At 67.3% G+C, this 16,796-nt stretch carries 18 protein-coding genes and 4 pseudogenes; 9 read left to right on the forward strand and 13 right to left on the reverse strand.

What is annotated here, in order from left to right; all coding sequences use genetic code 11:
• From B073_RS42225 to B073_RS42230, 4 genes and pseudogenes are all read left to right on the forward strand, one after another.
• A pseudogene (locus tag B073_RS42225) lies at window positions 1–238 on the forward strand (hydrolase); the annotation flags it as partial.
• A 92-nt stretch (window positions 239–330) separates the two neighbouring features.
• Window positions 331–1,347 (forward strand): DUF6081 family protein, encoded by a 1,017-nt coding sequence (locus tag B073_RS0135395; protein WP_018542795.1) that lies wholly within the window; start codon window positions 331–333, stop codon window positions 1,345–1,347.
• 403 nt (window positions 1,348–1,750) lie between these two features.
• Entirely contained in the window at window positions 1,751–2,518 is a 768-nt protein-coding gene (locus B073_RS0135400; RefSeq protein ID WP_018542796.1) for an SDR family oxidoreductase, read from the forward strand.
• Between the two features lie 385 nt (window positions 2,519–2,903).
• Window positions 2,904–3,350 (forward strand): annotated as a pseudogene (locus tag B073_RS42230) (SAM-dependent methyltransferase); the annotation flags it as partial.
• A gap of 100 nt (window positions 3,351–3,450) precedes the next feature.
• Here B073_RS42230 and B073_RS42235 read toward each other — a convergent pair.
• Entirely contained in the window at window positions 3,451–4,584 is a 1,134-nt protein-coding gene (locus B073_RS42235) for a protein-L-isoaspartate O-methyltransferase family protein (RefSeq protein ID WP_078508348.1), read from the reverse strand.
• 760 nt (window positions 4,585–5,344) lie between these two features.
• Between B073_RS42235 and B073_RS49155 the strand changes: the two genes are divergently transcribed.
• Entirely contained in the window at window positions 5,345–5,695 is a 351-nt protein-coding gene (locus tag B073_RS49155) for an ABC transporter ATP-binding protein (protein WP_018542800.1), read from the forward strand.
• A 4-nt stretch (window positions 5,696–5,699) separates the two neighbouring features.
• Here the strand turns inward: B073_RS49155 and B073_RS49485 are convergent.
• The 4 genes and pseudogenes from B073_RS49485 to B073_RS44910 all read right to left on the reverse strand — a co-directional run.
• Window positions 5,700–5,806, reverse strand: a pseudogene (locus B073_RS49485) (IS5/IS1182 family transposase); the annotation flags it as partial.
• Window positions 5,807–6,161: 355 nt separating this feature from the next.
• Window positions 6,162–6,794: a TetR/AcrR family transcriptional regulator gene (locus tag B073_RS0135425; RefSeq protein WP_037813841.1), complete on the reverse strand. Its 633-nt coding sequence runs from the start codon at window positions 6,792–6,794 to the stop codon at window positions 6,162–6,164.
• A 43-nt stretch (window positions 6,795–6,837) separates the two neighbouring features.
• Entirely contained in the window at window positions 6,838–7,269 is a 432-nt protein-coding gene (locus B073_RS0135430; protein ID WP_158690307.1) for a hypothetical protein, read from the reverse strand.
• Between the two features lie 179 nt (window positions 7,270–7,448).
• Window positions 7,449–7,592, reverse strand: coding sequence for a hypothetical protein (locus B073_RS44910; protein WP_018542803.1), 144 nt, complete (start codon window positions 7,590–7,592; stop codon window positions 7,449–7,451).
• A gap of 546 nt (window positions 7,593–8,138) precedes the next feature.
• Between B073_RS44910 and B073_RS46940 the strand changes: the two genes are divergently transcribed.
• The gene (locus B073_RS46940) at window positions 8,139–8,294 is read left to right on the forward strand and encodes a hypothetical protein (protein WP_158690308.1); all 156 of its coding nucleotides are present in this window, start codon (window positions 8,139–8,141) and stop codon (window positions 8,292–8,294) included.
• A 75-nt stretch (window positions 8,295–8,369) separates the two neighbouring features.
• Here B073_RS46940 and B073_RS0135440 read toward each other — a convergent pair whose 3' ends face one another.
• The 5 genes from B073_RS0135440 to B073_RS0135455 form a co-directional block, all read right to left on the reverse strand.
• Complete coding sequence (locus B073_RS0135440) at window positions 8,370–9,116, reverse strand: phosphotransferase family protein (protein ID WP_018542804.1); 747 nt, start codon at window positions 9,114–9,116, stop codon at window positions 8,370–8,372.
• Between the two features lie 144 nt (window positions 9,117–9,260).
• Window positions 9,261–9,719, reverse strand: a complete 459-nt coding sequence (locus tag B073_RS44920) for an ROK family protein (RefSeq protein ID WP_199788235.1) — start codon at window positions 9,717–9,719, stop codon at window positions 9,261–9,263.
• A 224-nt stretch (window positions 9,720–9,943) separates the two neighbouring features.
• A complete protein-coding gene (locus B073_RS0135445; protein ID WP_158690309.1) occupies window positions 9,944–11,041 on the reverse strand; it encodes a hypothetical protein in 1,098 nt (365 codons plus the stop codon).
• Between the two features lie 296 nt (window positions 11,042–11,337).
• A complete protein-coding gene (locus B073_RS0135450) occupies window positions 11,338–11,541 on the reverse strand; it encodes a hypothetical protein (protein WP_018542806.1) in 204 nt (67 codons plus the stop codon).
• Between the two features lie 179 nt (window positions 11,542–11,720).
• Complete coding sequence (locus B073_RS0135455) at window positions 11,721–13,058, reverse strand: alkaline phosphatase family protein (RefSeq protein WP_018542807.1); 1,338 nt, start codon at window positions 13,056–13,058, stop codon at window positions 11,721–11,723.
• Window positions 13,059–13,273: 215 nt separating this feature from the next.
• Here B073_RS0135455 and B073_RS0135460 point away from each other — a divergent pair, with 215 nt between their 5' ends.
• Together B073_RS0135460 and B073_RS0135465 are read left to right on the forward strand one after the other, a co-directional pair.
• Window positions 13,274–14,329 carry a M4 family metallopeptidase gene (locus B073_RS0135460; RefSeq protein WP_018542808.1) on the forward strand — a complete coding sequence of 352 codons (1,056 nt, stop codon included), beginning with the start codon at window positions 13,274–13,276 and terminating at the stop codon, window positions 14,327–14,329.
• A gap of 27 nt (window positions 14,330–14,356) precedes the next feature.
• Window positions 14,357–14,623 (forward strand): protealysin inhibitor emfourin, encoded by a 267-nt coding sequence (locus tag B073_RS0135465; protein WP_018542809.1) that lies wholly within the window; start codon window positions 14,357–14,359, stop codon window positions 14,621–14,623.
• 769 nt (window positions 14,624–15,392) lie between these two features.
• Here the strand turns inward: B073_RS0135465 and B073_RS46945 are convergent.
• Together B073_RS46945 and B073_RS0135480 are read right to left on the reverse strand one after the other, a co-directional pair.
• A complete protein-coding gene (locus tag B073_RS46945; RefSeq protein ID WP_018542811.1) occupies window positions 15,393–15,548 on the reverse strand; it encodes a hypothetical protein in 156 nt (51 codons plus the stop codon).
• Between the two features lie 139 nt (window positions 15,549–15,687).
• The gene (locus tag B073_RS0135480; protein WP_018542812.1) at window positions 15,688–15,897 is read right to left on the reverse strand and encodes a hypothetical protein; all 210 of its coding nucleotides are present in this window, start codon (window positions 15,895–15,897) and stop codon (window positions 15,688–15,690) included.
• Here B073_RS0135480 and B073_RS0135485 point away from each other — a divergent pair.
• Window positions 15,895–16,350: pseudogene (locus B073_RS0135485) on the forward strand (transposase); the annotation flags it as partial. The gene B073_RS0135480 and the pseudogene B073_RS0135485 overlap by 3 nt on opposite strands.
• Before the next feature lie 53 nt (window positions 16,351–16,403).
• Here the strand turns inward: B073_RS0135485 and B073_RS0135490 are convergent.
• A partial coding sequence (locus B073_RS0135490; RefSeq protein ID WP_026248029.1) for a GNAT family N-acetyltransferase occupies window positions 16,404–16,796 on the reverse strand: 393 nt, incomplete at its 5' end.

The raw sequence follows: 16,796 nt of genomic DNA on the forward strand, positions 1-16,796 counted from the left end.
CGCCGGCCCCGCCATCGACGGACCGGCGACCATGCGCAGCTGGCGCGACTGCGCGATGGCCACCGACATCCTCGTCGGCGTGGTCAACCGCCTACTCCGCGCCGTGGGCACCAGCGGCCAGTCCACGACCCACCCGGTGCAACGCTTCTGGCGCGACGTCAACTCAGTGGCCGGACACCAGGCACTCCAACTGGAGTCCGCCGCGGTCGCGTATGCACAGACCGTCATCGAGAGCTGACCGTTGACGCGCACCGCCGAACGGTCGCGCTCCGCCGGCTACCCCATCCCCCATCCCCTCCACACACATCACCACGTCGGCGAAAGGCTGCCATGACCACGACCACCACTCACCCGGACGGTTCCTCCTCTTTCATCTGGGCGGACGACTTCTCGGACGGCTTCCACACCGAGGGCCCTGGGGCGCGATGGGCATATCTGCCCCTCGGGCCCGGTGTCGGCCACGACGGCGTGCCCAGCACCTCCGACCGCGCGCTGCGCGTCGTCCCCCGCGGGACCAACCCGCGTACCGGCGAACCCGCGTTCACACAGACCGTGGGAGCGCACGACCCCGCCGGGCTCCCAGGCACGCTGGACCATGTCAAGTGGCTGGTCTACGCCAACCAGCACTCCTCCGCGGGATTCCTGGGATTCGACACCGAGCTGGGGCACGAACTGACCTGCGAGGCCCGGGTGTCGGGTGCCGTATACGGTACCGAGAACCACCCCTTCAAGGGTGCTGTGGTTCACCCCGACGACGACCCCAGGCTGTCCATGGTCAGCCTGGCCGTCCAGGACCCGGAGACCGACGTGGCCTTCGAGTTCGCGCTCACCAACCGGTCGGTCTACGCCTTCTACGAGCGCCTGCCCAACGCCCGTGCGCAGCTCGGCAGGTACGCGTCCTTCCTGCACGCCGTCCCGGTCGCCCGCCGCACTCCGGGCGAGGAGCACAGCGTCAGGATTTCCTATGACCGCTCGGCCGGCCTGGCCCGGTGGTTCCTGGACGGCCGGGAGGTCCTCCGCGTCGACCGGGTCGGCCACCGTCTGCCGTCGCGCCGCTATCTCGTGGCCGATCACGGGGGGACGGAGGAGCGCGTCACTCCCCGGCAACTCGCCTGCGGTATAGGGATGTTCACCATTCTGGATGGTGCACTGCCCGGCAGCCCCGGCCCGGGACTGGTCCGGCTGAGCGGTGCACCGGACTTCTACTTCGCCCCGGTGACCGGCGAGCCCGACCCGCTGACCTTCGTGGACGACGCGAGCCTGGAGTCCCACCGGCTGTTCGGACAGGGTGCCGAGCTGCGGGTGGGCGAGTTCGCGGTGTCGATCAAACGTACCGGAACGAGCTGATGCCATGCCACGGTCCACCGTGCCCGCCACCGCTTTCGTCACCCCGGAGGAGCTGGTCGGGGCGTGAGAGCTCACCTCCCACGTCAGCGTCGACGAGAGCGGCGCCCTGCACGAAGGCCCCCTGGGTCCGGCCCCCGAGGGCTGTTGATCTACAGCGCCACCCGGGTGCCGGTGCGCCGCTGCGTGGAGACGGACGAGGTGGCGGCCATGTGGACTACCTGAGCAGCGACCGGGCCGGAGCGGTGACGGCCCAGGCCCTCAACGACTGTGGAGGTCTGGGCAATTACCAGCCGCCCCCGGCACCCTGGGCCGACGGCGTATGAGACCCACGCCAGACCGACCACCGACCGGGCAAAGCCATCCGACACAACCACCGACCACCACCAAGGACGGAAGGCACAGCATGACCAACGAACGGCACCGCGGCGAGACGGCGCTGGTAACGGGAGCCAACAAGGGCATCGGCCGGCAGATCGCCCGCCGCCTGGCCGCGGAGGGGATGACCGTCTATCTCGGCGCCCGTGACGAGGGCCGCGGTCGCGAGGCGGAGCGCGCACTGGCCGACGAGGGACTGGACGTCCGCTTCGTGCAGCTGGACGTGACCGTACAGGCGCAGATCGACGCCACCGTCAAGCGGATCGAGGCGGAGCGCAACCGGCTGGACGTCCTGGTCAACAACGCGGGCGTGGTGGTGGAGTGGGGTGTGGCGGTGCCGGAGGTCACCGTCGAGCACATGCGGGCGGCCTTCGACATCAATGTCTTCGGCACCGTCGCGGTGACCCAGGCGTGCCTTCCGCTGCTGCGTCGCTCACCCGCCGGCCGGGTGGTCAACATGTCCAGCCCGCTGGGCTCTCTGACCTTCCTCAGCGACCCGAACCATCCCATCTCCACCCGCGGACTGCTGCCGTACAGCTCCTCCAAGGCAGCGCTCAACGCCATCACGCTGGTGTACGCCAACGCACTGCGCGAGGCGGGCATCCGCGTGAATGCGGCCAACCCGGGTCTGGTCGCCACCAGCCTCAACGACCGCTCCCCCTTCAGTCGCGGAAGCCGCACCCCCGAGGAGGGCGCCGAAGTCCCGGTGCAGCTCGCGCTCATGGGCCCGGAGGGCCCGACCGGAGACTTCCGCGGCAGCATGGACGGCGCGGTGGAGGAGTCAGTCCCCTGGTAGCGGCTCCGCCCCACCGGGGCGGCCCTCCTGGCGCGCCAGGGGTGTGTGAGCTTACGCCCGGCCGCCATGCAGCGGTTGGAGACGGTGGCGATGTTCTCGATGCCGAGATCCACGCCGCTGAAGCTGTCCGGCTCGTACGCCTCGGCCTCGGGTATCTCGCACGTCGCGACCAGATGCCAGGAGCCGTCACGGCACAGCAGCTCGGCTTCGCCCTTGCGGTACTGGCAGAGTGTCTTGCGCGCCTCGGGCGAGCACAGGAACGGGATGCCCTTCAACCGGCTCTGCCGGGTGGTGATGGCGACCGTCTGAGCGTCAATGTCCCAGCCCATGTTTCCTCTAGGACGGCGCGGTGACTGATGAGCAGGAGCGCGTGGAGCCGTCGGGAGTGTGGGCCACGGCGGTGGGGGGGGCCAGGGTGCGGGCGCTGGAGACCCAGCGGGAGAACACGCTGTTGCGCGACCCACTGGCACCGGCCTTCGCCACCGCCGGCGGCCTGTGGCCCTCCTCGCCGCCGCCCGATGACGAGGCCCCGCGACGCCGCCGGCTGGCCGTGTCGTTCTCCATCGTCATCAGGACGAAGTTCCTCGACGACCTGTTGCAGCGGGCCTCCGCCTCCGGGGTCCGGCAGGTTGTGCTGCTCGGCGCCGGCATGGACAGCCGAGCCTTCCGGATGGACTGGCCGGGGGGCACCCGGCTGTTCGAGGTCGACGCCGCCGTGCCACTGGACTTCAAGACTTCGGTGCTGGGCCAGGAGCGGGCCGTCGCACGCTGCGAGCGGATCACCGTCGCGGTGAATCTGCGTGAGGACTGGCCAGGCCCGCTGGCCGCATCACGCAGCGCGAGCATCACGTTGCCGAGAAGACCTCAATGCCTCCAAGGCCCCGTCCAGACGTCGTAGGGAAGACGCATGGACGGGGAACCCTACGGAGGGATCAGGATCGAATGACGTTGGATGGTTCATCGAGCCACAGGTGCTCACCGGCAGAGTCAACGGTGAGCCCATAACGGGTGTAATGGGGTTGCCCAACGTTTCGCCACGCACTGTATGCGTGAACCAGTTCACCCCATAGATTCCGGCTGCCGTACAGCGTCACGGAGTTGTCACCCCACCAGTCGCCGTAGTTGACGATGGCCACAGACGTACCCGACCTGTCCCACAGTTGAACTTGCCTGGACTCGCCCTCCCCGCGATGAGCGAACGAGACGTCCGGCAGGTACAGGCCCATGGTGAAGTCGAGCACCCAGCCTCGCCCCAGGATCTCGTCAGGGTCGATAGGCGATGCTTCCTTGCGGCTCTCATCTCCAGGGTTGATCCGGTGCTCCGGGCGATGGCTACGCATCCACATGTAGCAGGCCCCTCCTACGAACCTGCCGGACGCAGTTCCCTCTCGCACCTGGAGTTTCAGGAGGCCGCCACGCGCGTACAGCGTGTTGAAGGGCGCCAGGATGATTGCGCCTTCTTTCGATTGTTCAATCCACTGGCGGGGGATGCTGCGTACTGCTGCCGTGGCGATCACCCTGTCATAGGGGGCAGTCGGCGCCCATCCATCGAGGCCGTCCCCGCAGATGGCGGTGGGTGAATATCCCGCACCTTCGAGGTTCTTCGCGCCCCAGGCAGCGAGCACGGGATCGAACTCGATCGTGGTCAGGTTTGCACTGCCGACCCCTTCGCACAGGAGCGCCGAGTCGTAGCCGGATGCAGTACCGATGTGCAACACCTTGTGGCCTGCTTCGACTTCGAGTTGATTCAACTTCTCGAAGACGATGTCGAGGGCCGAGATCGATGACGAGAAATCCCCCTTGAAAGGGCCTTGCTCGGGGCCCACCGCGTCGTTCATCTGCATGATGAGCGAACGGTGGGCGTTCCAGACGGTTCTGCGCCAACCATCCTCATCCGCTGCCTTGTTGAGGACCAGGTGCCGGCCGTCGTCGTCTGTGTCGTACCCCCAGAACATCTCGGGCGCGAAGACTTCGCGGTCCACAGCTTCGAACGCCGGCCGAAGCCATGGGGACCGGAAGGCCCCCATGACTTCAAGCTCCTTGCAGGAGATTGCTCGGTAGTCCATTCCACCTACTTACTCGGTCGGCTACCGTCCGGGCTCGGAGGCTCCGGTGGAGGCGTCCACGGCTTGTCGTCGGGCTCACCCTTGTGCTTGGCCATATATCACTCCTAGTCGTTGACGGTGGTTGCTCTTCCCTGTGCACTTGCTGACCCGGCCGACTGCCGCTGTCTGTGGAGACAGTCGGCCGGGGTACGGCCCGCCCCCGCCGAGACTGACCGGACTCGGGGGAAACCTCGATGGTCGGACGACGGGGAGGGGGTCTGAAGGGGGTTATTCGCCAAGAACCGTTCGCTGGAGGTTAGCCGGGCAGCCGTCAGCGCTCCAGCCCGTACTGAGCACGAATGCACCAGGGTCGATACCCCGAACAAGGTGAAGAAGACGCGCTTCACTACTGATGATCTCGCGGCAGGGTGACCCCGCCGAGGGCCGTCGATGCAGGTCGCACCGGCTGGTCGTTGTCACCCCGAAGGGAAGGAATCGGCAGTCGGATCAGCTCGGCTCGGCTCGGCTCGGCTCGGCTGCGCGAACGGCTGTCCGATGGCTCGGCCGATCACCGGCAGTGGGAGCTTCATCCTCCGAACACCGCGCGAATCAGGGGTCGTTGGTCCGCGCCGATGGCGGGGTTCTATGCCATGAGGTGTGGCCGCCTGGGCCGAGTTCTCCTTCGTGTCCGGTCCCGCGGCCGTCCACAGCGCCTTCCATGGAAGCCACCGACCGCTCCCCAGTGCGCCGACGAGGCCGCAGTCCGTCCTGCGGGGGGGTGATGATCGGCTCCCCGGGGCTGGAAGACGTCGTGGTCGGCGATCGGGGCCTGTGGTGGGCGTCGATCACCGTGCACGCCGCCGCTGAGGCGGTCGGCGCCGACAGCGCCATCGCCGCCCTGCCCCACGGGCTGGACACCTCGCTGGCCCGTTCCTGGTGGGGAGGACACGACCTCTCCGGTGGACAATGGCAGCGCATCGCGGTCGCTCGTGCTGTCCACCGCGACGCCCCCGTGCTCATCATGGACGAGCCCACCGCCGCCCTCGATGCTCACGCCGAGCACCGGATCTACACCCGGCTGAGGAGTCTCGCCGACGGACGTGCCACCGTCTGGCCAACACCGCCTCGCTGACGCATCATCGTGCGCATCGGGTGGTGGGTCTGCCATCCCAGCGGTAGTGGCTCATCGACCGTCGGATGAGCATGCGGGCGTGACGAGAGTGGCGGCGAGGTAGAGCAAGAAATATTTCCGATAGCCGCCGACACCGCAGGACAGAACTGACAGGAACATCTCCGTGGCTGCCACCTGCCTGTCCGAGCCAGTAGCCGCGCACGCTCAGGAGGCGAGCACTGCTCAAGACCTGTGGATCAACTCCGGGAAGGTACACCCGTGTTTACCGTAGTCAATGCCGACGGTTCCACGCGAGATGGCTCCCTCCGCCACCGGCCCCACCTGCGGCGGCCACACCTAGCACGTCGGGTCGCGTTGGAGCCAGCACGTCACGCCGCGTTGGTGGGAGCGCGCAATACACATACCTCTTCCGCCCCTTTGCGCCCCGCCATCACCCATCACCCATCACCCCACCAACCACCGACTGTCAGCTTTGCTGGATGCCGACGAGCAAGATATCCGCGAGCTTGGCGGCGTAGTCGTCAGGGTCGACATCCGGGTTGTTTCGGAGATACCCGAGCATCATGTCGATCGCGCCTTGGTAGGTGACGGCCATCACGCGAGTGTCGAAGTCCCGGAGGGTCCCCTCGGCTTGGCCGCGCCGGAACAGCGACTCCTGTGCCTGGTAGGTCTCTTCATAGGCGTCGAAGGTCAGGCGTGGCGTGCCGTCGGGGTGGCGCAGGTTGTGCACGATGCTGTTGAGTGCGCTGAGCTCCACCCGATGGGTGACGTTCAAGGCCGCGGCCCGGCGCAGGGCCGCGCGCATGATGTCCGGAACCGGGGCGGTCAGATCGAGCGCGTTGGCGATGCGGTCCCTGATGGTTTCCATCGTTGCCGTGGCGGTGGACTCCATCAGGTCGTCCTTGCCGGCGAAGTAGTGCCAGAGCAATCCCTTGGAAACGCCGGCCCGCTCGGCGACGCGTGTCAGCGTGAGGCCGTCGTATCCCCGGTCGGCGAGCTCCTCCACAGCCGCGGTGATGATCTGCGCCCGGCGTTGGTCCTCGTCGAGCCGTTGTCGGCGCGCACCCGATCCCGAGGCATGTGAAGGCAAGCTGGTCATGGCACCCAGCTTGCCATGCCGTCACTTCCGGTCGACGGCCTGGTCATCGGTGGTCGGCGGACGGATTGCGGCGAGCCCGGATCGACTGGGTCGCAACGGCCAGCATCATCACGGCGATGACCACCATCTCCACCCGCATCCATCCGGGGAAGACGCCCGGCAGTGCGGCCTCGACCAGATTCACCACCAGCAGGACACACCCGATGATGGTGATCGCTCGGAGGCCGGAGCCACTCCCCTTGAGTGCCGCGCGGGTCCGCAGCGGGAGCAGGATCGCGAACACGGCGACGATCACGGCGTGCCCCCATGCCTCGGAGGTCGCCAAAGAGGGCGCCACCGACGTCATGACGGCCAGTGCTGCCAGCGTGCCTAAGGCGATCACCACGTAGACGCCCACCAACCGCTTCACCCTCGTGAGCGGCAAGGAGGCGAGTCCTGCGGAGTGGAGTTCGTTCACATCCATCTTATTGACCATGCAGTCAACGCTATCGACTATTGACCCGCTGGTCAATCGCAGGATGTCCGCCGCCCAAGGTTTTGGTACGGCCCCAACTGACGTCGCCTGTCTCGTAGATGCAGGGGTGTGACGCCTGTGCATGTGCGGAGGGCGAGGCTTGGCAGCGATGCGGCAGGTGGCCTCCGGCCACTGGCCGCCTACCCCGTGGTGGCATAGGTGTCGCGGCGACTGGCGTACCGCTGCAGCGGCCGCCACTGCTTGTATTCGGCGTTGGCGTGCTCCACACAGATCCGGGCGGAGGACTGGCGGTGCCGCCGTTCGCGCCAGGGAGTGACCGGCATTTGGCAGAGCCGTGTTCGCAAAAGTTCGGCAGAGCCGCGTTCGCAAAAGGCGGCCTGGTTGCAGCCAGACACGGGCATGGTGATGACGGATTCTCTACGTTCTGTGACCACCGGGCCGCTTGCGCACGCTGCGGTCAGGCGTACCGTCCGACCCATGGCACGCCGTCTGCCGCCGCGGCGGCCAGCCGGAGTGCGCCGCGGGCGACGACCAGTTCGGGCTCCTTGATGCGGTCGACAGCACAGGAGTCCGATAGTTCAGGGAGGGAGTGAGTACGGGCGGCGGCCAAAGCGGTCTCCCAAGAGCCTGGGTAGCCGAGGGTGCCGCCTACAGCCCCGACAGTGTCCGGGTTGAGGATGTTCACCAGCGTGGCGGTTGCCAGCCCGAATCCCTCACCCGCCGACTCTACGATCCGGCAGACGGTGGCGTCTCCGGCTGCGAGCGCGGCATGGACCTTTGCTGGGCCAACGACCCCTCACAACAGGAGGTTTCTGGACGCCCGGCGCGGCACCGGGCACGGCCCCGGTCTGAGCGTGTACCGCTGGGTCGTGGAAGGAGCGATCGCGCTGCTGCACTGGTTCCGCCGCCTGCGTACCCGCTGGGAGATCCGCGACGACATCCACCACGCGTTCGTCACCCTCGGCCGCGCTGTCATCTGCTGGCGACGGCTGCGCACCGTACTTTGTCGAGAGTGTCGAGAGTAAGGGCGGGCGATCAGCCCAGGGGATGGCCTGCTCGATGCGTCAGAGCGCATGCGTAGCAGTCGGGCCCGCGCAGCCTCACATCCGGGATCTCAGCACGTCGACCTCACAGCCCGGCGCGAACGGGTCGAAGCCGTGCTCGATCAGCCAGCGAACTGCCAGCAGGCTTCGCAACGACCACCACGCGTGGATCATGTCGAGGTCGATGTCGGTGCCATAGCCGGCGAGGACGTCGTCGAGGTGCTCCTCGTGTCCGAGCGTGAAGGCGGCGAGGTCGTACAGGGCATCACCCTGGCCCGCCTCGGACCAGTCGATGATGCCCGTGACCTCGTCGCCGTCGACGAAGACGTGCGCGATCTGCAGGTCGCCGTGCGTGAACGCCGGAGTCCACGGCCGGAGTGCGGCCTCGGCGACTTGGCGGTTGTGGGTGACCAGGTCGACGGGCAGGAGTCCGTTCGTCACGAGCAACTCGCACTCGTCGTCGAGTTCCGCCGCCAGCGCGACGATGCTCCGGCCGGCCCGGCCGTGCAGGGGCGGCAGCGGCGCGTCGTGCAGCTTCCGGATGGCGGCGCCCGCCGCGGCCCACGCTGCCGACGACCCGGTCGACAGCCCGCCGAGGCGCCCAAGCGTCGTCCCCGGGAGTGCGGCGATCGCGAGCACAGGCGGCTTGCGCCACAGGACCTCCGGGGTCGGGACCGGCGCGAGGGACATTGCCTCGACCTCGACGTCGATGCGCGCCTGATCGGCGTCCACCTTCAGGAACACGTCGCCGACGCGCAGGGTCGCGCGCTCGGAATGGGCGACAACGACTTTGACCTCATCCATGGGCGACCAGTATCCCGGGGATGATCGCCGATGTCGCCGGGTTTATCGTGTGCGATTACGCGGCTGACTGCGTCCCGATACCCGGCGGCCTCGTGCGCGACACCGACCTCTCGAACAGGTCAAGTCCACCATTTTTGTCAGGAGTTATAATTCCCGTAGCCCGAACGATGGCTGCGCCGCTGGCCAGTTCGTCGAGCCCGGAGGATGCCCTGGGGGTGTCGGCACTGGCATGTAGTCGATTTCGCCGGCCCACCCGCGGCAACGGCGTACCACTGTCCCCTGGTGCAGGTACGCCGATCCCACGGCGGTTCCGCAATGCAGGACGGCGATGGTCGGCGACTCCGCGAGCCCGGCTGCTGCTTCCTCGGCCAAGGCACTCCGGAAATCGTTGACCAGGATCTGGGGGCCGCTGGCGGCCGAGCCCCGCCGTCCTTTCAGCTTGGGCAGCACATCGCAGACGGTCACGCGTCCGTCCTTGACGAGCCCGGGCGCTGCGACGCCCACGGAGGAGGGAGTCAGGTGGTGTTCGGCGAGGAAGCTGCGGATGGCAGCCTCGATGTCGTCGGGAGTTGTTGCGGCCCCGGTGGCGACGCGCCGGATCAAAGGGCCGACCTCGCCCCCTCAGCAGCCACGAACTTCTCAGCCTGCTACGGGCCTTGATCCTTCCACCGCCCCGACGAGACCGCCCCCACCTGCTGTGGTGGTCCACCTGGGCCGCCGCCATCAACTCCGCGCGCCCCTGCCACCGGAACTGGCGCACGTACGCCGACACCACACCATGATCAGAAAGCCCAGCTGCAGCTATCCACAGCTGCCGTAGGAGTTCATCACAGGCACCACCGCTCGCCATTCAGTGCCGTCGAAGCGACGCTGAACGCAGGGCCGGACCCGGCCGTTGCGCAGACGACGGCGAAGTAGAGACGGTCGATGGAATTCGCCGTCCAGGACGTGGACAGCTCCTGCATCACGGAATCCATGTTGTCTGGCTTGACGGTCGAGTACGTCGCCAAGGCCGACCGTACGAACGAGGAATCCGCGGTGAGGGGTTCGTGGTCGGTGGGAATGACCGTGACGGCCCAGCCGTTCTCCTCGGCCAGTTTACGCAGCCAGTCGACTTCAAGACCGTGTGCGTTGCCGAGAATCATGGCATTTGCCACCAGCCTGCCGTGCGCGGCCAGTGGGACCCGCTGCATCACCGCGTTCAGCAGCGTGGTTCCATCCGGTCCGCCGTGTCCCGTCCATGGCAGATCGAGAATGTCGAATGTGGGCATCACCGGTGCGTTGATAGCGATCGTGTCGAATGCTGCATCAAATTCTGCTTCACGCGCATCACACCACAGGGCATCCACCTTCGCCCGGGACCCGTTGATGCACATGTTCAACTCGAACAGGGGCGCGACCTGTTCATCGATTTCGACTGCCGTCACGGAGGTTGCCGAGGCAGCCATGAGAGTTGTCTGGCAGCCGGTGGACGAGCAGACGTCGAGGCACCTGCCCCGCGCGCCTAAGAGCTGCCGCCCGATGCCTATCGAGTCGCGGCCGTACCAGCCGAATCCACTGTCGTTAACGGCGCCGACGAAGACAAGCTGACCGAAGTGCTCGACCAGCCGGACGTGAGAGAGCTCGACATCTCCACCGGATACCGTTGCGGCGCCGATACCGAGGAGATGATCGAGTATCGGATCGGTCAGCATCGATTTCGCTTTGTGGGCGGGAACTGGCCGGGACAGACAGAGCAGATCGACGGCATCACCCATCTCCGGCACAAGATGCGGACGGTCCCGGACGATCGCGTTCTTTCGCAGTCCGCTCGTTCCATAGGCGCGAAGCAGACTGGCCAGGCCGATCCTTTCCACCTTGTCCACGAATTCGGTTGCCGCAGTCTGCGGGATGTGTGTGTAAGTGTTCTGGTGAACTGTGGACACCTTGTATCAGTACCTTCCCAAGGACGCGCATACTTGCAACTGCTGTCGGCATCGGAAACGTCTTCTCAGCCCCTGTCTGTCTCCTGCCCCGGTCTTGACGCCGGTCGGGGCTCAGACGAGCCTGCCAATCACCGGTGGCCCCAGGCAACCCCCTACACCCCCCTCACCCACCGAGTCCCGAGCGGACAGGAAGACGGCGCCTGGGCGGGCTGCGTTCAACTACGGCAGTTGTAGCTCAACGCGGCTGGTCAGCGGCGTGATAGGGGTGGGTGCGGACGTGAGAACGGCCGCCTCGATCACGACTGGCTGGCAGAGCCGGGGCGGGTGCCGCGTTCGGGACACGGGCCCTGCTCCAGGCGCTGAGCACGTTGCCGGGCGGCGAACTTGTCGGCGACGACTTCCTCGCACACGGCGCAGCGCTCGCCGTTCGACCAGCGCACCCCGAACTCGCAGTCCAGGTGCCCGCAGCCCCAACCCCGCAGCGCCAGCCGAGCAGCCATCGGCCCGGGTCGCGGATCTCGGAGGCCAACACCTTGGCGACTTGGCGAACCGGGCGATCAGGTCGAGGCCGCGGTGATGCATCCATCCGGCGGTCGCGGCGTCCTGGGGGCGGCGTCGCCGTGGCGGCAGTGGGACCGGTGGAGCCAGGCAGGGTTGCGGCGGCGGGGGCACAGGGCTCTCAATCACCCGGGAGGAGGTTCTCGGCGACGAGGCTGTTGTAGACCTCTTCGAGGTGGGAGGTCACGGCCCGGGCGGGGTTCTCGCCCTGGGCGACAGGGGCGATGACGCCTTCCAGCGGATTGTCATCGCGTGGCTTGTCCAGGGTCAGGACCTCTCCGATGCCGGGGGCAGCGGCGTCACGGGCGGTGAGCGGATCCACACCCCACCTCTCCTGGATGGTTTTGAGCACCGAGGTGTGGTCCAGCGGCACGCTGTCATCGGGGACGCGGAAGACGGTCCCGGGCGCGATGAGCGGGGAAACCAGCACGGTGGGCACGCGCACCCCGAACCGGGTGAAGTCGAAACCTTCTTCACCGGCCGATTCGTCGGGCGGTGTCGCGCCGGCGGGCGGTGGCACATGGTCGTAACAACCGCCGTGCTCGTCATAGGTGATGACCAGCAGGGTCTTGGCCCAGTCCGGCCCGGTGCGCAGCGCGTTGTACACGTCGAGGATGAGCTGCTCGCCCTGCGCGACGTCATCGTTGGGGTGCTGGCTGTTTCCGTCGTGCTTCCAGGCGGGCTCCAGGAAGGTGAACGCGGGGAGTGAGCCGTCGGCGGCGGCGTTCTTGAAGTCCATAAAGCGGCCGAAGTGCTGCTCATCGGCCGCTTTGGTGTCGGGGAAATCGGCGCGGGTCAACGGCTGGAGGTTGTAGCCGTAGATCCTCCAGTCGATTTCCTTGTCGCTGAGCCGACCGAAGATGCTGGGCGTGTCGAACATGACCTTCTTGGCCTTCGCCTGGGCTTGGCATGCTTTGTCGCTCACCAGGCCCTGACTGGTCCCGGCAAGGGCGAAAGCCCGGTTCGGCATGGTCTGGGTCGGCACCGAGCAGTACCAATGGTCACAGACCGCGTAGCCCCGGGCCAGTCCGGAGAGCACCGGCAGCGCCTCCGGGGGGAAGCAGCCCATGATGTCGGCGGCGGTGACGTCCGGGGAGTTGCCTTTCCTGGTCGGAAACATCTCCGCGAAGTCGGTGACAAAGCCCTCGTTGGTCGCGGCAGGGGCGGGTGTGGGCAGCTCTTTCGTACCGAACAGTTGGATGTTGACTCGGAGGTACTCCTCACCGGGAACGGAGCCGGGCATGAAATACGCGCCGGGTTTGGTGTGGTCGATCCGGAAGACGGTGACCTTGCCGCCGTTCCCGTCCGGGTTGGACTCCGTGCCGGTCAAGCCTTCGAAGGGCTGGCCGGACGGGGAGCGGTTTCCCTGGTCGGTATAGAGGAACCCGAGCATGTTGTCGAAGGAGCGGTTTTCCAACATGAGGACCACAAGGTGGTCGATCTGGTTCAGCGATGCCATCTGGCACCTCACCTCCTGCAGATCGCGAACCGGAGGAGCTGGTCCCCACCAGTCACGGTGACGACCCCCGTACCACCGTAGGGCGGAGCCCCGTACCCCGCTCGGCGGCGTCGCGCGACCCCTCGACGCCATGGCGATACCACGTGCTCCGCCACCTTGGTGAATCCGGCATGCGAGATGGGACGGCCGCACCGCACCGGGGGACGGTGGGTGTCATGAAAAACCGGCCCAGTGTCTGCTCAATCGTCCCGCCGCACATCGTCGACGCCCTGGCACAGGCCGACGATCCCGAACTGCGCCAGATCGGCCAGCACACCCGGGAACTCGACCGCCGGCACCGGGAGCAACGGCTGCGGGCGCCCCTCGGCGTTGCACCCGCCGCGCCGCCCGCCGGCGGCGAGCAGCCCAACCGCACCCTTTTCGACGCCCGTCAGGGCACAGACCTGCCGGGCGACCGCGTCAGGGGCGAACAGGACCCGCCCACCGACGACCAGGCGGCCAACCAGGCATACGACAACCTAGGCACCACCTTCACCTTCTATTACGAAGTCTTCCAGCGCCGCTCCATCGACAACGCCGGACTGCCGCTCGACGCCTCCGTCCACTACAGCCGTAACTACAACAACGCCCTCTGGAACAGTCAGCAGATGGTCTTCGGCGACGGGGACGGGCGACGCCTGCACAATTTCACCGGAAGCCTGGTCGTCATCGCGCATGAGCTCACTCATGGCGTCACCCAGTACTCCGGGGGTCTGCAGTACCAAGGCCAGTCCGGCGCGCTCAATGAGTCGATCTCCGATGTCTTCGGCTCCCTGGCCCAGCAGTACACCCTGCGTCAGAGCGCCGTCGATGCCGACTGGCTCATCGGAGCAGGCGTCCTCTGCCCCGGCATCAAGGGCGTGGCCCTGCGCTCCATGAAAGCCCCCGGCACCGCCTACGACGACCCGCTCCTCGGCGGAAAGGATCCGCAGCCCGCGGTGATGGCCGACTATGTGGACACCGAACTGGACAACGGCGGAGTACACATCAACTCGGGAATCCCCAACTACGCGTTCTACCTGGTGGCCCAGGCACTGGGCGGCTTTGCCTGGGAAAAGGCCGGTCCGATCTGGTACCAGACCCTCACCGCCGGCACCCTGCCCTCCGACGCGGACTTCGCGACCTTCGCCCGCGCCACCATCGAGGCCGCTCACGCCCTGTACGGGGCGGGGGCCGAGGAGGACGCCGTACGCAAGGCGTGGGGGCAGGTCGGTGTCAACAGCAACGGCTGACTCCAGACAACCGCGCGGAGGAACCTCATGCGCATCCGCGTGACCCGGAGCGGCGGTTTCGCCGGTCTCATCCACCAGGCCGAGGTGGAGACCGGCGACCATCCCGACGCGGCCGAACTGGAGCGCCTCGCAACCGAGGCGGTCGCCGTCGGCCACCCCAAGCCGCCGCCCGGCGTCCCCGACGGTTTCCAGTACGAGATCACCGTGAATGGCCGCACCGCGCACTGTGCGGACCCTCACCTGACCGACGCCCAACGCCGGCTGTTCGAGCGGCTGCTCCACGAAGGCGCCTGACCAGCCGGTTCAGCGAGGGTTATCTGGCAAGCCAGATCGATTTTACAGTCGGGGCGTTTTGCAGTCGGGCGCGCTGAAGGCGACGTCGGCGACATGCGACCGAGGGTGCACAAGCGCCGCCCGGCGTGACGGCTCGGGCGGCGCTTTGGTGCGTGGCGTGACTCCCGTTGGAGCCGTCGGTCAGGTGGGCAGGGCGTCTGAGGTCGGCCTATTCCTCGTCGTCGGCTTGAGGAACGATGAAGCCCCGAAGTGGAGGAGCCTCATGATGGGCCCCTGGGCTGAGCCGATCGCGCCCTGCACACGATGGAGTGCAGCGCACGGTCGGCGCCTGCAGGCAACCCGATCAGTTGCCGGGCTGCGGAACCGGCCGGGAACGTCCGCCGTCGTCGGAGGGTTCGCGATCGTGGGGGGGGAGGGCGGGGCGCGGGCGACTCCGGTCCAGGCGTTGTACAGGCCGGACAGGGCGACGCCGAGGGTGGCCAGGGAGTTGGCCGGAACGCCGAGAGCGATCAGGAGCACCCCGGTGGCCAAGACGGCCATGAAGACGATCAGGTCCAGAGGTCGCCGCGTGCTGTTCCTCATTACCAAGTCCTTTGTCAGGTGCGGGTGTTGGGTTGGAGAACCAGCGTGCGCAGGTGGTCTGATTGTCCGCCTCGACTGATGGCGTTGCCGCACGGCAGCGACGGTGATGTTGTGGACAGGGCGGACAGGACGGGGGGCGGGCGGCTATGCCGCAGGTAGGACGGGGACCGGTTGAGTACCGACGGTTCTAGCGCGCGGCTCCGGCCGCGAAGCTGCTGTGACTGGTGGCGACGTCCGCCGCCGTGGTGAGTGCCTGCGCAGCAGCAGTCATGTCCGGGGCGGCGTCGAGGATCGCCCGGCTCAGCCCGGCGTTCTGCTTCTCGCGCCGGCCCGGAACCTCCATGGTTCCGCGTGCCGAGCGCACCATCCCGGCGATGTCCAGGCCGTCCAGGTCCGGAAACCCTCCCGCTGCTTCAACCGCTCCCGCACTGCCCCGTGTTGATCGTGCACACTGCTCCTGTACACCGACGGGGACTTCGGACTCATGCTGATCGCTTGCTGTGCTTCGTCCACGACTGGCGGGGAATCCCGCGGGCTTTCCTCTGCGCCACCACCTTGGCGTGGAGCTCGCGCAGCGGCTCCAGTTCGGCCGGCAGCGTCAAGGACACGACGGTGACGCCCTTGCGCTGGGTGAGGCTGGCGGTCAGGTCGCCGTCGTGTGTCTCAAGGAGCCGGCGGTGGGCCGGATCCATGGCTGCTATTCCGTCGACGACGACCGTCTGTGGGGCGTCGACCGGCGCCGCAAGGGCACTGCCAACACCCTGGCCGCGCTGAAGTCGATCCGCGCCGCACGGCCTGACCGAGCCCCGATCTACATCATCTCGGACAACCTCTCCGCCCACACCGGAGCGGACCTCCGCCGCTGGGCGAAGAAGAACAAGGTCGAGCTGTGCTTCACCCCGACCTACGCCTCCTGGGCCAACCCGATCGAGGCCCACTTCGGTCCGCTGCGGCAGTTCGCTCAAGTGAACTCTCACCATCGCAGCCACCCCGCGCAGACGCGGGCCGTGCACCGCTACCTGCGCTGGCGCAACGCCAACGCCCGCCATTCCGACGTCCTCGACGCCCAGCGCCGCGAACGCGCCCGTATCCGCAGCGAGAAAGGCATCCGCTGGGGCGGACACCCACTCGCTGCTGCGGCCTGACCGCCACGCCGGACGCCACGATCACAGCCGGCGTTCTGCCACGAACCCTCTCATCAAGTGGGTGGAACCTGGCGGGCAGGGACCTCAAAGATCAGTTCGAGACCGTCCTCCTCATCCCGCTGCTCTCCGACCTCAACGAAACCGAAGCCTGCGATCGTGGCCAGGGAAGCCACGTTGTCGGGGCTGATCGTCGCCCGTACGGTCGTGACTGCGGGTTCGGCCGCTGCCCGGCGAAGCAACTCGACCAGCGTGGATCGGGCGTATCCCTGGCGGCGGAAGTCTGGAGCAACGGAGTAGCCGATCTCGACCATGCCGACCTCGTCGGGCGGTCCGTGGAACCCGGCATGTCCAACGACGAGACCCTCGTCGCCGACGACCGCTTGGCGCACCATCCACCGCGCATGGCCGGGATCGTCAGCCATCTGACCGAGCCGGAACTGCCACAG

It is taken from the genome of Streptomyces sp. MspMP-M5 (genome assembly GCF_000373585.1).
Classification (GTDB): domain Bacteria; phylum Actinomycetota; class Actinomycetes; order Streptomycetales; family Streptomycetaceae; genus Streptomyces.